Source organism: Nitrincola sp. (assembly GCF_048264025.1).
In the GTDB taxonomy this organism is placed as follows: Bacteria; Pseudomonadota; Gammaproteobacteria; order Pseudomonadales; family Balneatricaceae; genus Nitrincola.
Map to the genome: position 1 here is coordinate 39,554 of NZ_JBLXDN010000022.1, position 18,335 is coordinate 57,888.

15 protein-coding genes are annotated in these 18,335 nt (G+C 51.0%); 10 read left to right on the top strand and 5 right to left on the bottom strand.

Going from position 1 to position 18,335, the window contains the following annotated elements; translation table 11 throughout:
- Positions 1 to 82: 82 nt before the first annotated feature.
- The gene (locus ACN0R1_RS14820) at positions 83 to 2,821 is read left to right on the top strand and encodes an EAL domain-containing protein (protein ID WP_417584201.1); all 2,739 of its coding nucleotides are present in this window, start codon (positions 83 to 85) and stop codon (positions 2,819 to 2,821) included.
- A gap of 6 nt (positions 2,822 to 2,827) precedes the next feature.
- On the opposite strand, the gene ACN0R1_RS14825 is transcribed toward ACN0R1_RS14820, so the two are convergent.
- On the bottom strand, positions 2,828 to 4,450 hold the full coding sequence (locus ACN0R1_RS14825) for an ankyrin repeat domain-containing protein (RefSeq protein WP_417584203.1): 1,623 nt from the start codon (positions 4,448 to 4,450) through the stop codon (positions 2,828 to 2,830).
- A 132-nt stretch (positions 4,451 to 4,582) separates the two neighbouring features.
- Here ACN0R1_RS14825 and ACN0R1_RS14830 point away from each other — a divergent pair, with 132 nt between their 5' ends.
- Positions 4,583 to 5,947: an MFS transporter gene (locus ACN0R1_RS14830; RefSeq protein WP_417584205.1), complete on the top strand. Its 1,365-nt coding sequence runs from the start codon at positions 4,583 to 4,585 to the stop codon at positions 5,945 to 5,947.
- A 13-nt stretch (positions 5,948 to 5,960) separates the two neighbouring features.
- Here ACN0R1_RS14830 and ACN0R1_RS14835 read toward each other — a convergent pair whose 3' ends face one another.
- Positions 5,961 to 6,755 (bottom strand): glycerophosphodiester phosphodiesterase, encoded by a 795-nt coding sequence (locus ACN0R1_RS14835; RefSeq protein ID WP_417584207.1) that lies wholly within the window; start codon positions 6,753 to 6,755, stop codon positions 5,961 to 5,963.
- Positions 6,756 to 6,880: 125 nt separating this feature from the next.
- Here ACN0R1_RS14835 and ACN0R1_RS14840 point away from each other — a divergent pair, with 125 nt between their 5' ends.
- Both ACN0R1_RS14840 and ACN0R1_RS14845 read left to right on the top strand, forming a co-directional pair.
- Entirely contained in the window at positions 6,881 to 7,387 is a 507-nt protein-coding gene (locus ACN0R1_RS14840; RefSeq protein ID WP_417584209.1) for a GNAT family N-acetyltransferase, read from the top strand.
- Entirely contained in the window at positions 7,381 to 8,220 is an 840-nt protein-coding gene (locus tag ACN0R1_RS14845; RefSeq protein WP_417584211.1) for a 23S rRNA (adenine(2030)-N(6))-methyltransferase RlmJ, read from the top strand. Before ACN0R1_RS14840 ends, ACN0R1_RS14845 begins: the two co-directional genes overlap by 7 nt.
- A 46-nt stretch (positions 8,221 to 8,266) precedes the next feature.
- On the opposite strand, the gene ACN0R1_RS14850 is transcribed toward ACN0R1_RS14845, so the two are convergent.
- On the bottom strand, positions 8,267 to 8,539 hold the full coding sequence (locus tag ACN0R1_RS14850) for a hypothetical protein (RefSeq protein WP_417584213.1): 273 nt from the start codon (positions 8,537 to 8,539) through the stop codon (positions 8,267 to 8,269).
- Positions 8,540 to 8,936: 397 nt separating this feature from the next.
- Between ACN0R1_RS14850 and ACN0R1_RS14855 the strand changes: the two genes are divergently transcribed.
- The 3 genes from ACN0R1_RS14855 (at position 8,937) to ACN0R1_RS14865 (ending at position 12,180) form a co-directional block, all read left to right on the top strand.
- Positions 8,937 to 10,658, top strand: coding sequence for an acetolactate synthase 3 large subunit (locus tag ACN0R1_RS14855; RefSeq protein ID WP_417584215.1), 1,722 nt, complete (start codon positions 8,937 to 8,939; stop codon positions 10,656 to 10,658).
- A gap of 2 nt (positions 10,659 to 10,660) precedes the next feature.
- Positions 10,661 to 11,152, top strand: a complete 492-nt coding sequence (gene ilvN, locus ACN0R1_RS14860) for an acetolactate synthase small subunit (protein WP_417584217.1) — start codon at positions 10,661 to 10,663, stop codon at positions 11,150 to 11,152.
- A 149-nt stretch (positions 11,153 to 11,301) separates the two neighbouring features.
- Positions 11,302 to 12,180, top strand: a complete 879-nt coding sequence (locus ACN0R1_RS14865) for an ATP-binding protein (protein ID WP_417584219.1) — start codon at positions 11,302 to 11,304, stop codon at positions 12,178 to 12,180.
- Here the strand turns inward: ACN0R1_RS14865 and ACN0R1_RS14870 are convergent.
- Both ACN0R1_RS14870 and ilvY read right to left on the bottom strand, forming a co-directional pair.
- Entirely contained in the window at positions 12,160 to 13,980 is a 1,821-nt protein-coding gene (locus tag ACN0R1_RS14870) for an SLC13 family permease (RefSeq protein ID WP_417584221.1), read from the bottom strand. The two genes, ACN0R1_RS14865 and ACN0R1_RS14870, sit on opposite strands and share 21 nt — an antisense overlap.
- Positions 13,981 to 14,042: 62 nt before the next feature.
- Positions 14,043 to 14,942, bottom strand: coding sequence for an HTH-type transcriptional activator IlvY (gene ilvY, locus ACN0R1_RS14875; RefSeq protein ID WP_417584223.1), 900 nt, complete (start codon positions 14,940 to 14,942; stop codon positions 14,043 to 14,045).
- A 142-nt stretch (positions 14,943 to 15,084) separates the two neighbouring features.
- Between ilvY and ilvC the strand changes: the two genes are divergently transcribed.
- The 3 genes from ilvC to pssA all read left to right on the top strand — a co-directional run bounded on the left by ilvC (position 15,085) and on the right by pssA (position 18,053).
- A complete protein-coding gene (gene ilvC, locus ACN0R1_RS14880) occupies positions 15,085 to 16,101 on the top strand; it encodes a ketol-acid reductoisomerase (RefSeq protein WP_417584225.1) in 1,017 nt (338 codons plus the stop codon).
- Positions 16,102 to 16,241: 140 nt separating this feature from the next.
- Positions 16,242 to 17,207 carry a patatin-like phospholipase family protein gene (locus ACN0R1_RS14885; RefSeq protein WP_417584227.1) on the top strand — a complete coding sequence of 322 codons (966 nt, stop codon included), beginning with the start codon at positions 16,242 to 16,244 and terminating at the stop codon, positions 17,205 to 17,207.
- Positions 17,208 to 17,270: 63 nt separating this feature from the next.
- Positions 17,271 to 18,053, top strand: coding sequence for a CDP-diacylglycerol--serine O-phosphatidyltransferase (gene pssA / locus ACN0R1_RS14890; RefSeq protein ID WP_417584229.1), 783 nt, complete (start codon positions 17,271 to 17,273; stop codon positions 18,051 to 18,053).
- The last annotated feature ends 282 nt before the right edge of the window (positions 18,054 to 18,335 follow it).

Consider the following 18,335-nt stretch of genomic DNA (forward strand, 5'->3'; position numbering starts at 1 on the left):
GAAAGTGTAACTGCACTTGATAGCATATCTGAGATGTTTTGGTGGGTACAATTAAAGCATGCAGGGTTGCATTCTATGAATTATGCTCAAGGTAGGGTTGGACTGGTTATTCAGCATGGCTGGCGGGGGTGAGCGCTTGACGCAGATTGACATATTTCCATGGGAGCGGGATTTTGAAATCGGAATTGCAGAGCTAGATAAACAACACCGGCAATTGGTGGCTATTCTTAATCGCCTGGCAGCCAAGTTTATGGCCAGTGTTTGTGTTGAGACATTGGATGATGAATTTGATGAGTTGTCTGCTTATGCCGCCCATCATTTCGAGACTGAAGAGGCGCTTTGGCTGCAGTATCTTGCTGATGAATCGTCAGAATATACACACCATCAGGCTGGGCATCAGGCATTTAGCGTACAGTTGGATCGGCTACGGGCATCCTTGGCGGAGAAACCTGTGGATGATGTTGCCGAACAGACCCTGAGCTTCCTGGTGCGCTGGTTAGTTTCGCATATTCTGGAATCTGATCGTTTTCTGGCCTCTGTTGTGAAAGCAAAACAGCAAGGCTTAACGACCGACGAGGCTCTGTCAGTCGCGCAGACGTCCATGCAGGATGCATCCGGTGTGCTGATGAGCATCATCCGCTCTATGTACGTGTCGCATTCGTTGAATACATTGCGTTTAGCCCGCGAAGTTTCGGAGCAGCGACAAGTCGCGGCTGATGCTTTGCAAGCTCAATCTGAAACCCTGTCGATTTCACATCGACGCTTGTTGAATATTCTCGATGGTACCAATGCCGCCGTGTACGTTGCTGATATGCAAAGCTATGAGGTGTTGTTTGTTAATGCACATGCTCGTCGACTAATGGGGGATGTGGTAGGTAAGATCTGTTGGCAGGCGTTGCAAGGGCGATCTGCACCCTGTGAGTTTTGCACCAATGACCGTCTGCTTCAGACTGATGGCAAACCAGCCGATCCGGTGATCTGGGAACATTACAACGAACAGGTACAGCGTTGGTTTCAACTGCATGATCAAGCAATTCCCTGGGATGATGGGCGCTACGTTCGTCTGGAGATCGCGCTGGATATAACAGATCAGAAGTATCTGGAACAGTCTCTACGTGACAGTGAAGAGCGTTATCGAGTGATCTTTGAACAATCACGTGATGCCATGATGATTGTAGCACCACCGGATTGGAGCTTCAGAGCGGGTAACCCTTCTATGGTGGAACTCTTTGGGGCCGGTAATTTTGCTGAACTTCAGGCGTTGACGCCCATAGACCTTTCGCCAGAGCAACAACCCTGCGGGCGCGATTCATCCAGTATGGCAAAGGACATGCTGCAGATCGCGATGCGTGATGGCGCCTATTATGGTGAGTGGTTACATCGACGACTGGATGGTCGCGATGTTCCCTGTACAGTACTGCTTACACGTATCGAAATTGCCGGCGAAGTGATGGTGCAGGGCACAGTGCGCGATATCAGTGTGCAAAAGCGGCAACAGCAAGCGCTGGAGCGTATTGCTCATTATGATCCTTTGACAGGGTTGCCCAACCGGGTATTGCTGGCGGATAGAATGCAGCAGGCGATGTCTCAGGCTCTGCGTCGCGGTACAAAACTGGTGATTGCCTATCTTGACCTGGATGGCTTCAAAGCGGTCAATGATCGTTATGGGCATGATGCTGGCGACCGTTTACTGGTGTTGGTTGCTGAGCGGATGCGCCATGTGTTGCGTGAAAGCGATACGCTGGCCCGCTTGGGGGGGGACGAGTTTGTCGCTGTGTTGGTGGATAACCAGGACACTGACGCCTGTACCTCAATATTGGTACGCTTGCTCGAGGCAGCGGCCCGTGAGGTGCTGGATCGGGGTTATGTACTGAAGGTATCAGCCAGCCTGGGTGTGACCTTTTATCCACAGAGTGCGCCTATTGATGCAGACCAACTGCTACGTCAGGCGGATCAGGCCATGTATCAGGCCAAATTGTCGGGCAAAAATCGTATTCATCATTTTGATCTGGCCCGTGATAATGCCGTGCGAGGACATCACGAGAATATGGCGCGGTTAACTGCGGCGCTTCGGGCTGAAGAATTCGTGCTGTTTTATCAACCCAAAGTGAACATGCGTACCGGCTCAGTGGTTGGGATGGAGGCGTTATTGCGCTGGCAGCACCCAGATCGCGGTGTACTGCCTCCAGTCGAGTTTTTATCACAGATCGAAGGCCATTCTCTGGAAATTGCACTGGGTAACTGGGTGATTGAAACAGCGTTGGCGCAGCTTAATAAGTGGCTGGATGTTGATTGGACAGTCAGTGTCAACGTGGGTGCGCATCAGTTGCAGCACCCGGCCTTCGTTGAGCGTTTGCAATCAGCACTGTCACGCTACCCGGATGTTCCCTCTCACCGTCTGGAAATTGAGATATTAGAAAGCAGTGCGTTGTTCGATCTTGAGCGAGTGACTGCGATTATAGAAGATTGCCTGGCATTGGGTGTCAGCTTTGCTCTGGATGACTTTGGTACCGGTTATGCGTCTTTGACTTACCTGAAGCGTCTACCAGTGCAGACCTTGAAAATTGATCGCAGCTTTGTTCGCGACATGCTGGAAGATCTGGATGACAATGCCATGCTGGAAGGTATTCTAGGTCTGGCCACTACGTTTCGACGCACACCGGTGGCCGAAGGCGTGGAAACTCTGCTTCAGGGTGAACGCTTGTTGGCATTGGGGTGTGAGCTGGCGCAGGGGTACTTCATCGCACGTCCCATGCCTGCTGAAGCCATTCCGATCTGGATAGCTGAGTGGCATTTGCCTGATGTCTGGAGCCAGGGTTAAATATTTTTATTCCTGTAGGCAGTTTACCGAACCACACGCTTGCTCACAGGCGGAATGTACCTGTTCAAATCGTTTATAATCATTACAAGAGTAAGCACTGGCAAAGTCAATCATGGCACTCCGGCACTGCTGAGTTCTGTAATGCAGGGGAATGTCGTTGCTTGTACCTGAAGGGCAACTGACCCGATAGGTTTCCGTCTGGAAGCCTGGTGCCGGCGGCAATGCGGCAGAGGTGTTACTCTGGGTGGTTGTATTGGGTTGAGTAGCCTGCGGCTGCAGTTGTTGCTGAGCCTGCTGAATGCCCCCTGCACGTCCTTCGGTCATCACATCCGCAATCCCACCGCCAACAATTTGCGCAATTGCACTTGAGTCTACTCCGGCATTGCTGGCTGCTGCGCCAACCGTTGTAAGGCCAGCAATGGCGATAGCCTTACCAAACAGATTGCCTGAATCAGTTTGTTGCTGTTGCTGTTGCTGTCTGGCCTGGGCTGCTCGTTGTTCCTGTGCTCGGCGACGCTGATCTTCCAGTGCGGCAACTTGCTGTACAGTTCGCTCCATCAGGCCGGTGACCTGTTCCGGAGTCTGCCCTGTGCTGGTCAGGGCTTGGGGGTTGGCTCCCATGGAGATCAGGAAGTTGACTAAATCAGGATTTCCATAAGGTTGGTTCAGGTGCATATGATAGGTATGTAAGGGTGTCCATGCTGCCATGGGCCGATCATCAGGGGCACTATAGCTAAAAGTGGCCTTGGCGTTGATATCAGCACCTGCATTAATCAGCACTTGGGCCATCTCCACCGCGCGCTGTCGGCTGCGGGTATCTGGTGTATAGATCGGCAGGAAATAGAGTGGGGTTGCGTCGAGTAAATAACTGTGGATTGCAACACCGTCGAATCGGGGTTGAAGGCGGCGGTGGGACGGTGTGCTGAAGTGACTGTTGGGATCAGCGCCTTGAGCCAGTAACCAGGTCATCATCTGTGGATGCCCTTGACTGGCAACAGCAAAAATCGTCGGTAGTATTTCTGGATGCAGGCTGGCTGTCAGATCGCCACCCATGTGTAATAGGCGTTCAGCCAGTTGAGGTGTTTCAGCAAATACGGTGGCAATTTTCAGAGCGGCATTAAGTGTTTCAGAGTTGTAGTCTGCACCGGCAGCAACCAAGCGTTCAAATGATTCCAGATCACGCACCAGCATCGCCGGAGTGACCTGAGCGCGGTTATCAATGGGTTGATTCATTGGAGGAAGTGACATCAAGGTGTAAGCAGCCGATAGTGGGGACGGCAGGGTAAAGTCACTTTGTGGGTAACTTACAAGTAACCGGTTTGGAATGGGTTGATTGGGCGCTAGTCCACGTGATAAAGCCGCTTCTAGCAATGCAGGGCGTTGATCCCACAGTCCGATAACGGCTCCCAGAGTGATTTGCTCTGGGTTGCGTGATGTAGTAATAATTCGAACGGCTTGAGCATCAGTGGCATCTTTAAACGGCTCACCAAGCCGATATATGGCAGCGTATTGGCGAGTTTGTTCATCCAGGCCGGACAGGGCGATATTGTCTATGACGGCGACGCAACCAGAAAGTGATAGAGTGGCTGCCAGAAGCATGGCCGGAAAGTGAATCAAGCGACTGACCATACAGGAATCCTCGGCTTTTTTTGAATAGTAGATAACTGATTCCCTACTGTCCAGAATTCAAAGCTGGTAAAAGCAGTGTTAAGCTGCACGGCTAAGACGATCCCAACACTGTTCATAGGAGATGCCGGTGTGATGCCCTCTGATTCTGCACCATCAATAACCTCTGCCCGGTTGGCACCCAAGCGTGAAATCTTTGGCTGGGCCATGTTTGATTTTGCTAATCAGGGCTATACGCTGCTGATTATCACCGTAATCTATGGTGACCTGTTTACTCGGGTCATTGTGGGAGATGCTCCAGATTATAGATTGGGTAATCTGCTCTGGAGCCTGGCGTTGGCGGTCAGCTATCTGATGGTAGTGGTCGCTAATCCAGTGTGTGGTGCGATGATGGATTATGCCTGCCAGCGTAAACGCTATCTGTTTTTTAGCTATCTGCTGACTGTTGTCGCCACCGTGTTGCTATATTTTGTCGAGCCGGGGTGGTTAATTCCGGCTATGTTGTTGATCATCGTGTCTAATTTTGCCTATGCCTTGGGCGAGGGGTTTATTGCCAGCTTTTTGCCTGACCTTGGACCACGCAAGTCGCTGGGGTGGATATCGGGCCTGGGGTGGGGCTTGGGTTATATCGGTGGATTGATTGCGACAGCCTTCACATTATATTTTCTGGGAGATGTGACGGCAGAAAACTATGCAACTATTCGCTGGGTAGGACCTTTTGCTGGTGTGTTTTTTCTGCTGGCGGCGATACCGACTTTTATCTGGTTGCGTGAGCGGGGTACGAAACAAGCCTTGCCTGAAGGACAAAATCTGTTTAGTGCTGGCATACAGAGGCTTCAAACAACCTGGCGTGAAATGCATTATTTCAGGGATTTACGCAGTTTGTTAATTTCGATTTTTTTCTCTATGGCCGGTATTTATATCATTATTTCCTTCTCCTTTATCTACGGCTCTCAGGTTATTGGCTGGGATGAAGAGGTGAGGGTGCTGATGTTTGTGATTGTGCAAATTACTGCGGCAATTGGTGCGATTGGATTTGGTTATATTCAGAGTCACATAGGTGCGCGTACCACCTATATTATTACCTTGCTGCTGTGGTTGGTGGCAATATTGGCTATTTGGCAAACGCCTTCTCTGACCGCTGCCATGCACCAGTGGTTAGGGGTGAGTTGGCAGGCGCAGTATGTGTTTTTATTTGCTGGTGTATTGTCCGGCTTGAGCTTGGGGTCGTCACAGTCGGCAGGCCGTGCACTGGTGGGTATTTTAACACCACAAGGTAAGTCGGCGGAGTTCTTTGGCTTCTGGGGCATGTCAGCCAAACTGGCGGCTGTTTTCGGTATTTTAGGGCTGGGGCTGATCCAGTGGGTGTTTGGTCTGGCCGATGCGATACTCTTTTGTCTGGCGCTGTTTGTCATGGCGATAATGACGCTCCTGCCCGTGAATGAGAAGCGTGGTGAACAGGCGGCTGATGACTGGGAGCACAGGGATGCGGCTGAATAGCTGTCAGTTGTAGCTATCTGTTTCGCTGTTTATGTTGTTTGTCTGCTTCAGGTAACAGGCTCAGAATGTGGTCAGTAAAGATCCAGTCGACCCCACGATAGGCTTCACGATTTAGGATGGCGTGGTTTTCAACCATGCCGGTACCTACTTGCTTGCCTGCCTGTTGCAGCTGGCGCAGGTTGGTTGTAGTAATCAGGGCGAAGGAGCCAGCAACCGCGCCGTGGCCCAGCGCAAGGTTTTGCCTGATGATCTCACCGGTATTGGTTTCAGCAACATCGACAAATGCGGCCGGTGGGATTTGAGAAAACCCTTCCAGATGGTCAGGCACGAGCGACAGCAGATGGTAATCCTTTACCGGTGTGAGTGAGCTGAGTGATTCGGTAATTCGATGCGGTAGTTCAGCTCGGTCACGCCAGGAGCTTTTTATCTCTAGCATCAGGTGTAACTGACCACCATAGCGAGCCACCACCTCATCCAGATGGGGGATGTCGGGTATGGCTTGGCGCAGGGTGTTGAAATTGGTATCAGCAATAATCAGGTCGGGTCGGTTAAATGGCTGACCGCAGTCTGGGTCGTGATGAATGACTGGTTCAGCATCACGGGTCAAATGTATGTCCAGCTCAATTCCCCAAACACCCATCTGCAGGCAAATATCAAAGGCTTTCAGGGTATTTTCCTTTATGCCCCTTCCGTGCGCGCCGCGATGGGCAATTAATCTTGGCTGGATGCTGGGTGGTGTGCAACTACCGGGTGCCAGTGCCCAAAGGTAATTAGCCAGACTGTTCAGATAACTGGAGACGTTGGCCATGGTGTGAAGTTCCGCTTTTGCGTTGACCCCCAGTGTACAATATTTGTGATGATAGAACCTGAACTCTGCTCGGCCGAGTGTCTGGCCAGCGTTACTTTTTGCTTGTATCTGCTTACAATACGCGCATGTCTATTCATATTCGTTTAATGCAACCCACTGATCTACCCTCAGTCTGGCAGGTTCAGTGTGCTTGCTATAGTAATTTTGAACCGGAAACTCAGGTCAGCCTGGGGGCTAAACGTGAGGCGTCACCACAAAGCTGCTTTGTCGCTGTGCAAGGGGATGTTTTGCTGGGGTATGTTATTGCGATGCCCTGGGCATACGGGGTCGTACCTGCCTTGAATGATCCCAGCTGTAACCTGCCTGCTGAGGCTGACTGTTTGTATCTGCATGATATGGCGATTGCCCCAGCAGCGGCCGGTCAGGGTGTGGGGCAGCGCCTGTTTGAGGCCGTGACTGAAGCTGGTCACAAGCTGGAATTGTCTAAGCTGGCACTTACGGCTATAGAGGGCGCTAAAGGCTACTGGCAGCGGCATGGTTTTGTGCCGGTGGCACTCCCCCTGAGCGCGGCGAAGGTAGCGCAGTACGGTGGCAATATCACCTATATGTCGAGAGAAATGCATTCATGTTGAGTTACCTGCACGGCTATCATGCCGGAAATTTTGCTGACCTGCACAAGCACCACCTGTTGGTGTGTCTGTTGGCCGCACTGAACCGAAAGGGTAAGCCCTGGAACTATTTGGAAACCCATGCTGGCAAAGCGCATTACTCCCTCAATTCTGAGCAGTCGGAAAAAACTGCAGAATACCGTGAAGGGATTGCTCGGTTATGGACGCAGCAGGGGATGCCTGATTCTGTGGCTAATTATCTGGAGCAGGTGCGCACGGTTAACCCGGAAGGTTCGCTGGATTTTTATCCTGGTTCGCCGGCCTTGGCCGCTGGAATGGCGCGTGAAGACGATCGATTGCACTTGATGGAGCTGCATCCAGGTGAAGTGCAGCAATTGAAGCAGGCTTTCAGTAGTCGTGCAGACATAGCGGTACACCATCGGGATGGTTATGAGGGGGTGTTAGCATTACTGCCACCCAAGCCTAATCGCGGACTGGTACTGATTGATCCGTCCTATGAAGTGAAAAGTGAATATGATCAGGTGGCTGCCTTTTTGCCTAAAGCCCTGAAACGCTGGCCTAACGGTTGTTTTGCTGTCTGGTATCCGCTGTTGCCAGCGGGACGCTGGAAAATGATGGTAGAGTCGATTCGGCGTTCGGGTCTTCGCAATATTCTGCGCTCGGAGCTGTGGGTGCGTAACGCGAGTGATCAGGGAATGTACGGTAGTGGCATGCTGATTATCAACCCACCCTGGCCACTGGCCGATACCCTGCAACAGTCCGAGCCTTGGTTAGCTGAATGCCTGGCTCAGGATGCCGGTGCAGGACAATCGATAAGCTGGCTGGTGGAGGAGTAGTGCCGGCCGCTGAGAGTCCGGCACCTGTTCACTTATGTTTGATCGATCAGTAGAGCGCCTGTTCGTCTTTGACAACCTCTTTCAACACATGCAGAAATAACTTGTCAGCTTCGCTAAATTCAATCGGGATTTTAACGCTGGTCAGGGAGGATAGTTCTTCGGCTATCAGGTGGTCAGCATCTTTCTGGTCCATGTGTTTGCGGGCGATGGCGATCGCCTTGTCGCAGATCTGTGGATCGGCGAGTACTTTTTTGATAAAACGCATCAGTTCGTTAATCACGCGTTCTTTGTTTTTAATCTCAGCAATATTGTTACTCATCTTGGCTTCCTCAACTGAAAATACTCTTGTATAGCATACAGCTTAGCGGTTTCTGCGACAGGAAAAAACAGCTGATTATCGAGAGAGGTGAGCCCATTGGCGGTAGAACACTCCTCCTTTAGTCATATTCTATTGCAATATAGGGTAAAACATCCGCTTGTTATGGTTGAACCGGACTTGACTCGGTGCCAAAATAGCTGGCTTATTCGCGAAAATCTATAGTTGCCGGGTTGCATGAGGAAATCCCCGCTTATTTCGGCAATTTTAAGCAATACCCAGCTTATATCTCAGACAGGTCTGACAGAGTGAGAGATCCTTTACTCTGGTCAGCGCCGCATACAGAAATTTTAGCTGTTTAATGCCGACATGAGATCGGTGCTGAGTAGAGGAACATAGAGTGGAATTACTTTCAGGCGCAGAAATGGTAGTACGCGCTCTCAGAGACGAGGGTGTTAAGTACATCTACGGCTATCCAGGCGGTGCATTGTTGCATGTGTATGATGCACTGTTCCAGCAGGACGAAGTCGAACATATCCTGGTGCGCCACGAGCAGGCTGCAACCCATATGGCGGATGCCTATGCCCGTGCCACCAATAAACCGGGTGTTGCACTGGTAACATCCGGCCCTGGCGCAACCAATGCGGTTACCGGTATCGCGACCGCCTATATGGACTCCATCCCGATGGTGGTCATCACCGGTCAGGTCATGAGTTTCCTGATAGGTGAAGATGCGTTTCAGGAAACCGACATGCTGGGTATCTCTCGTCCTATTGTGAAGCACAATTTTAGTGTGACGCGTGCCGAGGATATTCCGTCGATTATCAAAAAGGCATTTTATATTGCCCAGACGGGTCGCCCGGGTCCGGTTGTGATCGATATTCCCAAGGATATGACCACGCCGACGGAACGTTTCCCGTATGAGTACCCCAAATCGGTCAAGCTGCGTTCGTATAACCCAGTTACCAAGGGGCACTCAGGTCAGATCCGTAAAGCCGTGGATATGCTGCTGGCCGCCAAGCGCCCAGTAATCTATAGCGGTGGCGGCGTGATCATGGGTGATGCCAGTGCCGAATTGATTGAGCTGGCGCGCCAGTTGAACTTTCCAGTCACCAATACGCTGATGGGACTGGGTGGTTTTCCAGGAACGGACCGTCAGTTTGTCGGTATGCTGGGCATGCACGGTTCTTATGAAGCCAATATGACTATGCACCACAGCGATTTGATTCTGGCTGTCGGCGCACGTTTTGATGACCGTGTGACTAACGGTGTGGACAAGTTCTGCCCGACAGCACGCATCGTGCATATTGATATCGATCCAGCGTCTATTTCCAAGACTATCCAGGCTGACGTGCCGATTGTCGGCCCCGCTAAAGTAGTGTTGGAAGACATGGTGCAGTTGGTCAAAGACAGTAAAAAGCGTCCGGATGCCGATGCCATTGAAGCCTGGTGGAAACAGATCGACGAATGGCGTGGTCGTCACGGTGGGCGCTATCGTACCGATGACTCTGAAATGATGAAACCCCAGCAGGTTATTGAAATGCTGTGCAAAGTCACCCAGGGTGATGCCTATGTCTGTTCCGATGTAGGTCAGCATCAGATGTTTGCGGCACAGTACTACCAGTACAACAAGCCCAATCGCTGGATCAACTCCGGTGGTCTCGGCACCATGGGGTTTGGTTTGCCAGCGGCTATGGGGGTTAAGCTGAATTTTCCGGAAGCTGAGGTAGCCTGTGTAACGGGTGAAGGCAGTATCCAGATGAATATTCAGGAGTTGTCGACCTGCAAGCAGTACGATATTCCGGTTAAGATCATTTGCCTGAATAACCAGTCATTGGGGATGGTGCGTCAGTGGCAGGATATGAACTATGAGTCCCGTCACTCACAGTCCTATATGAATTCTCTGCCAGATTTCGTCAAACTGGTTGAGTCTTATGGCCATGTGGGCATGAAAGTGACCAAGTACTCCGAATTGGAAGCCGCTATGCGCGAAGCCTTTGCGATGAAAGATCGCCTGGTGTTTATGGATATCATGGTAGACCCGTTTGAGCATGTCTATCCGATGCAGGTGCCGCGTGGTTCCATGCGGGATATGTGGTTGAGCAAGACGGAGAGGACTTGATCATGAGACATATAATTTCAGTTCTGATGGAAAACGAACCGGGTGCTCTGTCTCGCGTAGTGGGTTTGTTCTCACAACGTAACTTCAACATCGAATCCCTGACAGTGGCGCCGACAGAAGATGAAACCCTGTCACGTATGACAGTCATGACCACGGGTGATGACCGTGTTATTGAACAGATCACTAAACAGCTGAATAAGCTGATTGATGTGGTCAAAGTGGTGGATTTGTCTGAAGGCGAGCATATTGAGCGTGAGCTGATGATGATCAAGTTCAAGGCTAACGGACAGATGCGTGCTGAGATCAAGCGTACTGCGGATATCTTTCGCGGTCAGATTATCGACATCACCCCGAACACTTACACAGTGCAGTTGGTCGGTTCGAGTGACAAGCTGGATGCGTTTATTGCCTCACTCGGCAATACCAGCATCATGGAAGTGGTGCGCTCCGGTGTGTCAGGTATCGCCCGTGGTGAAAAAGTTCTGACTATCTGAGTAAGATAATCTAATCGGTTATACTCTAAAGGCCATTCCCCTGCGAATGGCTTTTTTATGTACGGGCAGAAAACCACTTCTGCGTTTTCAGCATAGGCGCCGTCCCTGGCGCTATAGGGCGCGAGCGCACATTAACAAAGGCAGCCTCAATGGAAACATTACAGCAACTCTTGGGTCGTATTGCACAGGCGCTGGAAGCGCGTCTTCCTTCGGTCATAGCACCTCTGGATTGGTCTGAGCACATGGCCGCTGTCTGGCGGGTTGAGCAAGGGCGTGGGTACTTGGCTCCGGTGTCTGCGAGCAGTCCGGTGGTGCTTGACGACCTTGTCGGTATTGAGTCCCAGCGCGACAGGGTAGTGACCAATACCCTGCAGTTTTTGCAGGGATTGCCTGCCAATAATGTGCTGATGTGGGGTGCGCGTGGAACGGGTAAATCGTCACTGGTGCGAGCGTTATTGGCCGCTTATGCGTCGGAGGGGTTGCGGCTCTTGCAGGTGGACCGTGAAGACCTGATTCAGATGCCCCAGATTCTGGATTCACTGGCCGGACAACCCTGGCGTTTTATTATCTATTGTGATGACCTGTCGTTTGAAGAAGATGATGTCAGTTACAAACGACTGAAAAGCGCGTTGGATGGTGCCTTGTCCCTCACGCCGGACAATGTATTGCTCTATGCAACTTCGAATCGTCGTCACCTGCTGCCGGAAGCCGCGGCTGATAATCTGCAAGCGAAGTGGGTGGAGGGTGAGCTGCATCCCGCGGATGCAATAGAGGAGAAAATTTCATTGTCGGACCGCTTTGGCGAATGGGTTGGGTTTTATGCCTTCGATCAACCTACCTATTTGCGTGCAGCTCAGCACTGGACAGAGGCGCTGGCGGCTCGTTATGACTTAAGCGTCAGTTGGGATGAGTCACTGGCGTTGGACGCTGTGCGTTTCTCACAAGGGCGCGGGGTCAGAAATGGTCGCGTGGCCCACCAGTTTGCCAGTCACTGGGTGGGCCGACAGTTATTGAAACGGAAAGAGTAACGGTGTCATCACCAGTGTAACAATCATTGCCAGTATCTGCAGCGGTATGCCGACTTTGGCAAAATCGACAAAGCGGTAGTTACCGGGCGCCAGGACCAATGTGTTGACCGGAGATGCGATGGGCGTGGCAAAGGCAGTGGAGGCAGCAATAGCCACGGTCATCATGAAGGGTTCTGGATTGAGTCCCAGGAGCTGAGATGTTGTCAGTGCAATAGGGGCAACTAATACCGTGGTTGCGGTGTTAGAGATAAACTGGCTGAGCGATGAAGTCAGGATAAATAGACCGGCACAGAGCAGTAGTGGACTGGTGTCGCCAAAGTTCTCGACCAGATTGCTGACCACGTAGCTGAGTGCGCCACTGGTTTCCATGGCCAATGCCAGGGGGAGCATTCCGGCTATCAGTACTAAACTCTTGGCATTCAATGATTGATAGGCTTCATTCATGTTCATGCAGCCAGTCAGAATCATGGCCAGGGCGGCCAGCAGTACCGCTGTGAGATTAGGTAATAGCCCGAAGGTCATGCTCACCAGCATAGCTAGCATGATACCCAGGGCAATTGGTGCTTTGCTGGCATTGGCTGCGATTTCATGCATTTCGGCAGGGGTTTCTATAACCACCAGATCCCGGCGATTTTCTAACTTGCGAATATGTTCCCAACTGCCGGTCAGTAGCAGGGTGTCACCCGCTTCCATACGTGTCACACCAAACTCAGTAGTCAGTGGTTCACGGTGGCGTCTGACACCTATGACACTCAGGTTGAAACGCTCACGAAAGTGGCCTTCCTTGAGAGACTGATTAATCAGGCTGGAATTGGGTGGCAAAAGTACTTCGGCAAATCCGAACTGCTGCTGTACTTTCATTATGTCGCGCTCGGGAAAGCCCTGACGTCTTAGCTGTAATGCCTGGCAGAGTTGTTCAACAGCACTTTCCGCTCCATACACCATCAAGGTATCCAGGTGCTGCATTCGCGTATTGGCGAGCACAGGCATTATGGATGAAGCTAAGCTGCCACGGCGTTGGATGGCAAACACGGTTGTTTCATACTCAGTGCGCAAGCCCATTTCAGCCAGGGTTTTGCCGGCTAGTGGACTGTCGGGTTGTATCAGTAATTTATGCAGTTGATCGCGAATGCCATAGCGTTCTGCAAATTCACTGAGGGTGGGGTGGCTGTCTTCAGGATCACGGGCTTCGCTTTTGGGTAACAGAAAACGTCCGATAAATACCAGATACAAGCAGCCTACAATCAACATCACCAGACCAATAGGGGTGAAATCAAAGAAACCGAAAGGCTCTCCGGTTTCACGCATCTGGCCGCTGACAATAATGTTCGGTGGTGTGCCGATCAGGGTGAGCATACCGCCGATCAGGGCAGCAAAGGCAAGTGGCATAAGTAGCCGGGAAGGTTGCATGCCGGATTTTCTGGCCATGCTCAGGACCACAGGAATCAGCAGGGCAACTGCGCCAGTAGAGCTCATAAAGGCCGAGAGAAGCGCAACGACTGGCAATAAAAACAGCAGTAGCCGGACCTCACTGCTACCACCTACTCGCAGAAGCCAGTTGCCCGCCGCAGCGGCAATGCCGGTGCGGAACAAGCCTTCCCCAACTACGAAAAGCCCGGCAATCATGATAACAACGCTGTTGCCGAAACCGGAAACGGCTTCAGTCGGAGTGATGATCCCTGAGGCTGCCAGCACGACGACGACCAGTAGTGCGACTACATCCATGCGCAGTTTATCGATAATGAACAGTACAACAGTGGCGGCCAGCAGGCCGAACACAAACAGCATTTCAGGGGTCATAGAGCGCGTGGTCCGTTAGCTAAACAATAAAGGGCTAATGATGACGGTTAAAGTGGGCTTTCTCAATCTTTCTGATGGCGGTTTTCAAGTTGTGTCCAGAAGGCATGAATCAACGGATGGCGCAGCTTCTTTTCCTGGGCAAAGATACCTACTTCAAACGGCGTGAGTTCGGGGGTTGCCTTAAGGGCGATGACGCGAGACGCCAGCGGGCTGTTATCCAGTACGATCTGCGGCACCAGTCCTACACCAAACCCTAAGCTGACCATGCTGACAATGGCTTCGTTACCTGCCACCTGCGCATAGATTAGCGGCTTGATGCCGAGTGAGCGGAACCAAAGGTCAGAGCGTTTTCTCGCTAGGCCGGCCTCCGACAAAATCATTGGCACATCCTGCCAATTCGCTTTGCTGGCCGCTCCGCTAAGGCGTTGTTGCAGTTCTGGTTGATCAGCCGGAGTGATGAATACCAGTGGCGAGCGGGTAATAGAGCGGAAGGCTATATCCTGTGGCAACTGATCAGGGCGGGCGCCAATGGCGATATCTTCAGTGCCATTCTGCACTCTCTGAATGGCTTCAGCCGGATCACCGGTATGCAATTTGATTTCGATGCGTGGATAGTCCTGACGGAAACGACTCAGAATCTCATACAGAAAACTGTAACTGGCTGTAACTGAACAGTACATGCTGAGCTCACCTTGTAGCTCTTGTTGATCAGCCTGCAGGGTGCTGCGCAGGGTTTGCCATTGCAGCAAGGTTTCACGTGCATAGGTTTGCAGGCGTAGTCCTTCCGCTGTCAGGCTGACGGAGCGGTTATCACGGATAAACAGCGTGACGCCCAGTTCGTCTTCAAGTTGTTTGATGGTTCGGCTCAGCGTTGACGGGCTGATATGACATGCGGCACTGGCGCGGCTAAAGTGCAACGTATCGGCGAGCATTAGAAAATGCTGCAGGCTTTTGCTATCCACGATGACTACCCAAATTTATATTTCATATTATGCAATATAATATTGCAAATATATCATTTTACGCAATGATGCTAATCCCTTAGAGTAGCGGCATTGCACCTCAGGTGTAACCTATTTAGACCTCTAGTAAAGGATAAGTAACATGCAAGTTTATTACGATAAAGACTGTGATCTGTCGATCATCCGTGGCAAAAAAGTATCTATCATTGGTTACGGTTCACAGGGTCATGCGCATGCGTGCAACCTGAATGACTCTGGCGTTGATGTGACTGTCGGTCTGCGTGCCGGTTCTTCTTCACGTGCCAAGGCTGAAGCCGCTGGTCTGAAAGTAGCTGACGTTGCCGATGCTGTTAAATCAGCTGATCTGGTCATGATTCTGACCCCTGACGAATTCCAGGGTCAGCTTTACAAAGCCGAGATCGAGCCAAACATTAAACAGGGCGCTACCCTGGCGTTTGCTCATGGCTTCTCTATTCACTATAACCAGGTTGAGCCACGTAAAGATCTGGACGTGATCATGATCGCGCCAAAAGCACCGGGTCATACCGTTCGTTCTGAGTTTGTTAAGGGTGGTGGTATTCCTGATCTGATCGCTATTTTCCAGGATGCGTCAGGTAATGCTAAAAATGTAGCCCTGTCTTACGCGTCTGGTGTGGGTGGTGGTCGTACCGGTATTATCGAAACAACCTTTAAAGATGAAACTGAAACTGACCTGTTCGGTGAGCAGGCTGTTCTGTGTGGTGGTTGCGTTGAGCTGGTGAAAATGGGCTTTGAAACGCTGGTAGAAGGTGGCTATGCACCGGAAATGGCTTACTTTGAATGTCTGCACGAACTGAAGCTGATTGTTGACCTGATGTACGAAGGCGGCATCGCGAACATGAACTACTCCATCTCCAACAATGCGGAGTATGGCGAGTATGTGACGGGCCCTGAAGTGATCAACGACCAGTCACGCGAAGCCATGCGTAATGCACTGAAGCGCATTCAGAGCGGCGAATACGCCAAAATGTTTATTGCCGAAGGTGCCACTAACTACCCTTCAATGACTGCACGTCGTCGTAACAATGCGGCGCACCAGATTGAGCAGGTAGGCGGTAAACTGCGTGAAATGATGCCTTGGATTACGGCTAACCAGTTGGTCGATAAATCTAAAAACTGATCCTTGCCTGGTCGTTAGACCAATCAAGTTAAAGACGCCCGAACCGGTTTGCCGCTTCGGGCGTCCTGCTATTCGCACCCAGGCTAAAAACTCAGGTATGATCAGGGTGGTTGCTGACAGGCTAACAGGAGGTGCCCGGTATGAAACTGAATCTTGCATTACAGGGTGGTGGTGCGCACGGTGCGTTTACCTGGGGCGTGCTGGATAGATTGCTGGAGGATGGAATTACGCCTGAAGCGATCAGTGGCACCAGTGCTGGTACCATGAATGCCGTTTTGCTGGCAGAGGGGTGGCGTCTCGATGGTGCAGATGGCGCCAGAGACATGCTGGATCGCTTCTGGCAGAAACTGGCTTTACCTGAAGGTTTTGCCCATAAAGATTCAGGTGAGTGGTGGCGCAGGCTGACGCGCCATTTGTCGCCCTATGATCTCAATCCATTTGACTATAATCCCCTAAAGCAACTACTCGATGAGCTAATTGACTTTGAAGCCTTGCGTCAGGTGTCTAAAATTAAGCTCTATATTGCCGCCACTGAGGTGGAAACCGGAGTGTTGCGGTTGTTTCGTGAAAATGAACTGGATGTAGAGCATCTGCTGGCAAGTGCTTGCCTGCCAACGATGCATAAAGCCGTTGAAATTGATGGCTGTCACTATTGGGATGGCGGGTTTTCCGGTAACCCAGTTGTCAGGCCGTTAGTTACTGATTGCAAAAGCAACGATCTTTTGTGTGTGTTGCTACAGCCTTTGCGGCGCAAGGATCTTCCTACCAGTGCGGCAGCAATCTCCGAGCGGATGACGGAGTTGTCTTTTCAGACTGCCTTTGTGCGTGAGTTGGCCGAAATCAATCAGCGTCGAGAGCATTTACATGGCAGACCTTGGTTAGTGGGACAGGAAGAGTCTCGCTGGCGTAAACTGCGTATGCACTTGATTGAACCGGATGATCATCTTGCCTCACTGAAGTCGGCCACTAAGTTTGATACTCGAAAAAGCTTTTTGGAATCGCTGCGAGAGCTGGGTCGGACGCAGGCTGAGCTATGGCTTGAGCAAACAAAGGATCAACTGGGTAAGTCTGCAAGTTGGAAGCTTGAGGCGCTGTTTCATCGATGAATTGGGCGCTGGCGTTATTCTCAAGTAGAATAGTCATTACATTCACTGATCAATTGGCATTTTATGATAGATAAAAAATTGCATGACACTAAGTCAGAAGAGCCGGGTGCTGAAACGTCTGAGGTAGATAGAGTAAAGCCTCATAAAGGTGTCTATCTGTTACCTAATCTATTTACAACGGGCGCACTTTTTTCAGGTTTTTACGCTGTTATTGCCTCAATGAACGGGCAGTTTGAAGCCGCGGCTATCGCTATTTTTGTTTCCATGCTGTTTGATGGTCTGGACGGTAGGGTGGCTCGGATGACCAACACCCAAAGTCCCTTTGGCGCTGAATACGATTCGCTGGCCGATATGGTGTCTTTTGGTGTTGCACCGGCCATAGTTGCCTTTACCTGGGCGCTGGATGATCTTGGTAAGATAGGCTGGTTTGCGGCTTTCTTATATGTAGCGGGTACTGCATTGCGCCTGGCGCGTTTCAATACTCAAATAGGCTCTGTTGATAAGCGCTATTTTGTCGGGCTACCCAGCCCGGCTGCCGCGGCGGCTGTAGCGGGTCTTATCTGGATGTCTACGGTATTCGAATTTGCGGCAGAGGATATGGCCTATCTTGTCGCTCTGTATGTGGCATTGGCTGGCGTGCTGATGGTGAGTAATATTCTTTATTACAGTTTCAAGGATGTGGATCTGAAGGATAAGGTTCCTTTTCTGATTTTGTCAGCCATAGTGCTTGGGATCGCTGTGATTTCAATCAGTCCGGCTTTGTTTCTTTGGCTGCTGTTTGTCGTATATGCCTTCTCGGGTCCGGTACTCTGGCTGGTTCGTAAAAAGAAACACTTGGCAAAATAACTGGCTGGTCTATACGGTGCAGTTATTCATTATGCCGAGTGTAGTTAAGCTGGTGTTGACCCACTGCCTGAAATAGGAGTTGGTGGGTTGAGCTGATCATCTGTTGTACAGTGTGTTACATATGGCAACAGGCTATCTGTAAGTGCAGTAAAAACTTTTTAAACGAAAACGAAAAAGAGTGTTGACGCTCCATAATCAGGTCTATATTATACGCACCTCGCTTGAGACAACAGCCCAACACATCGGGTAGCTCAAGCCGCTCTTTAACAAATTAATCAGGTA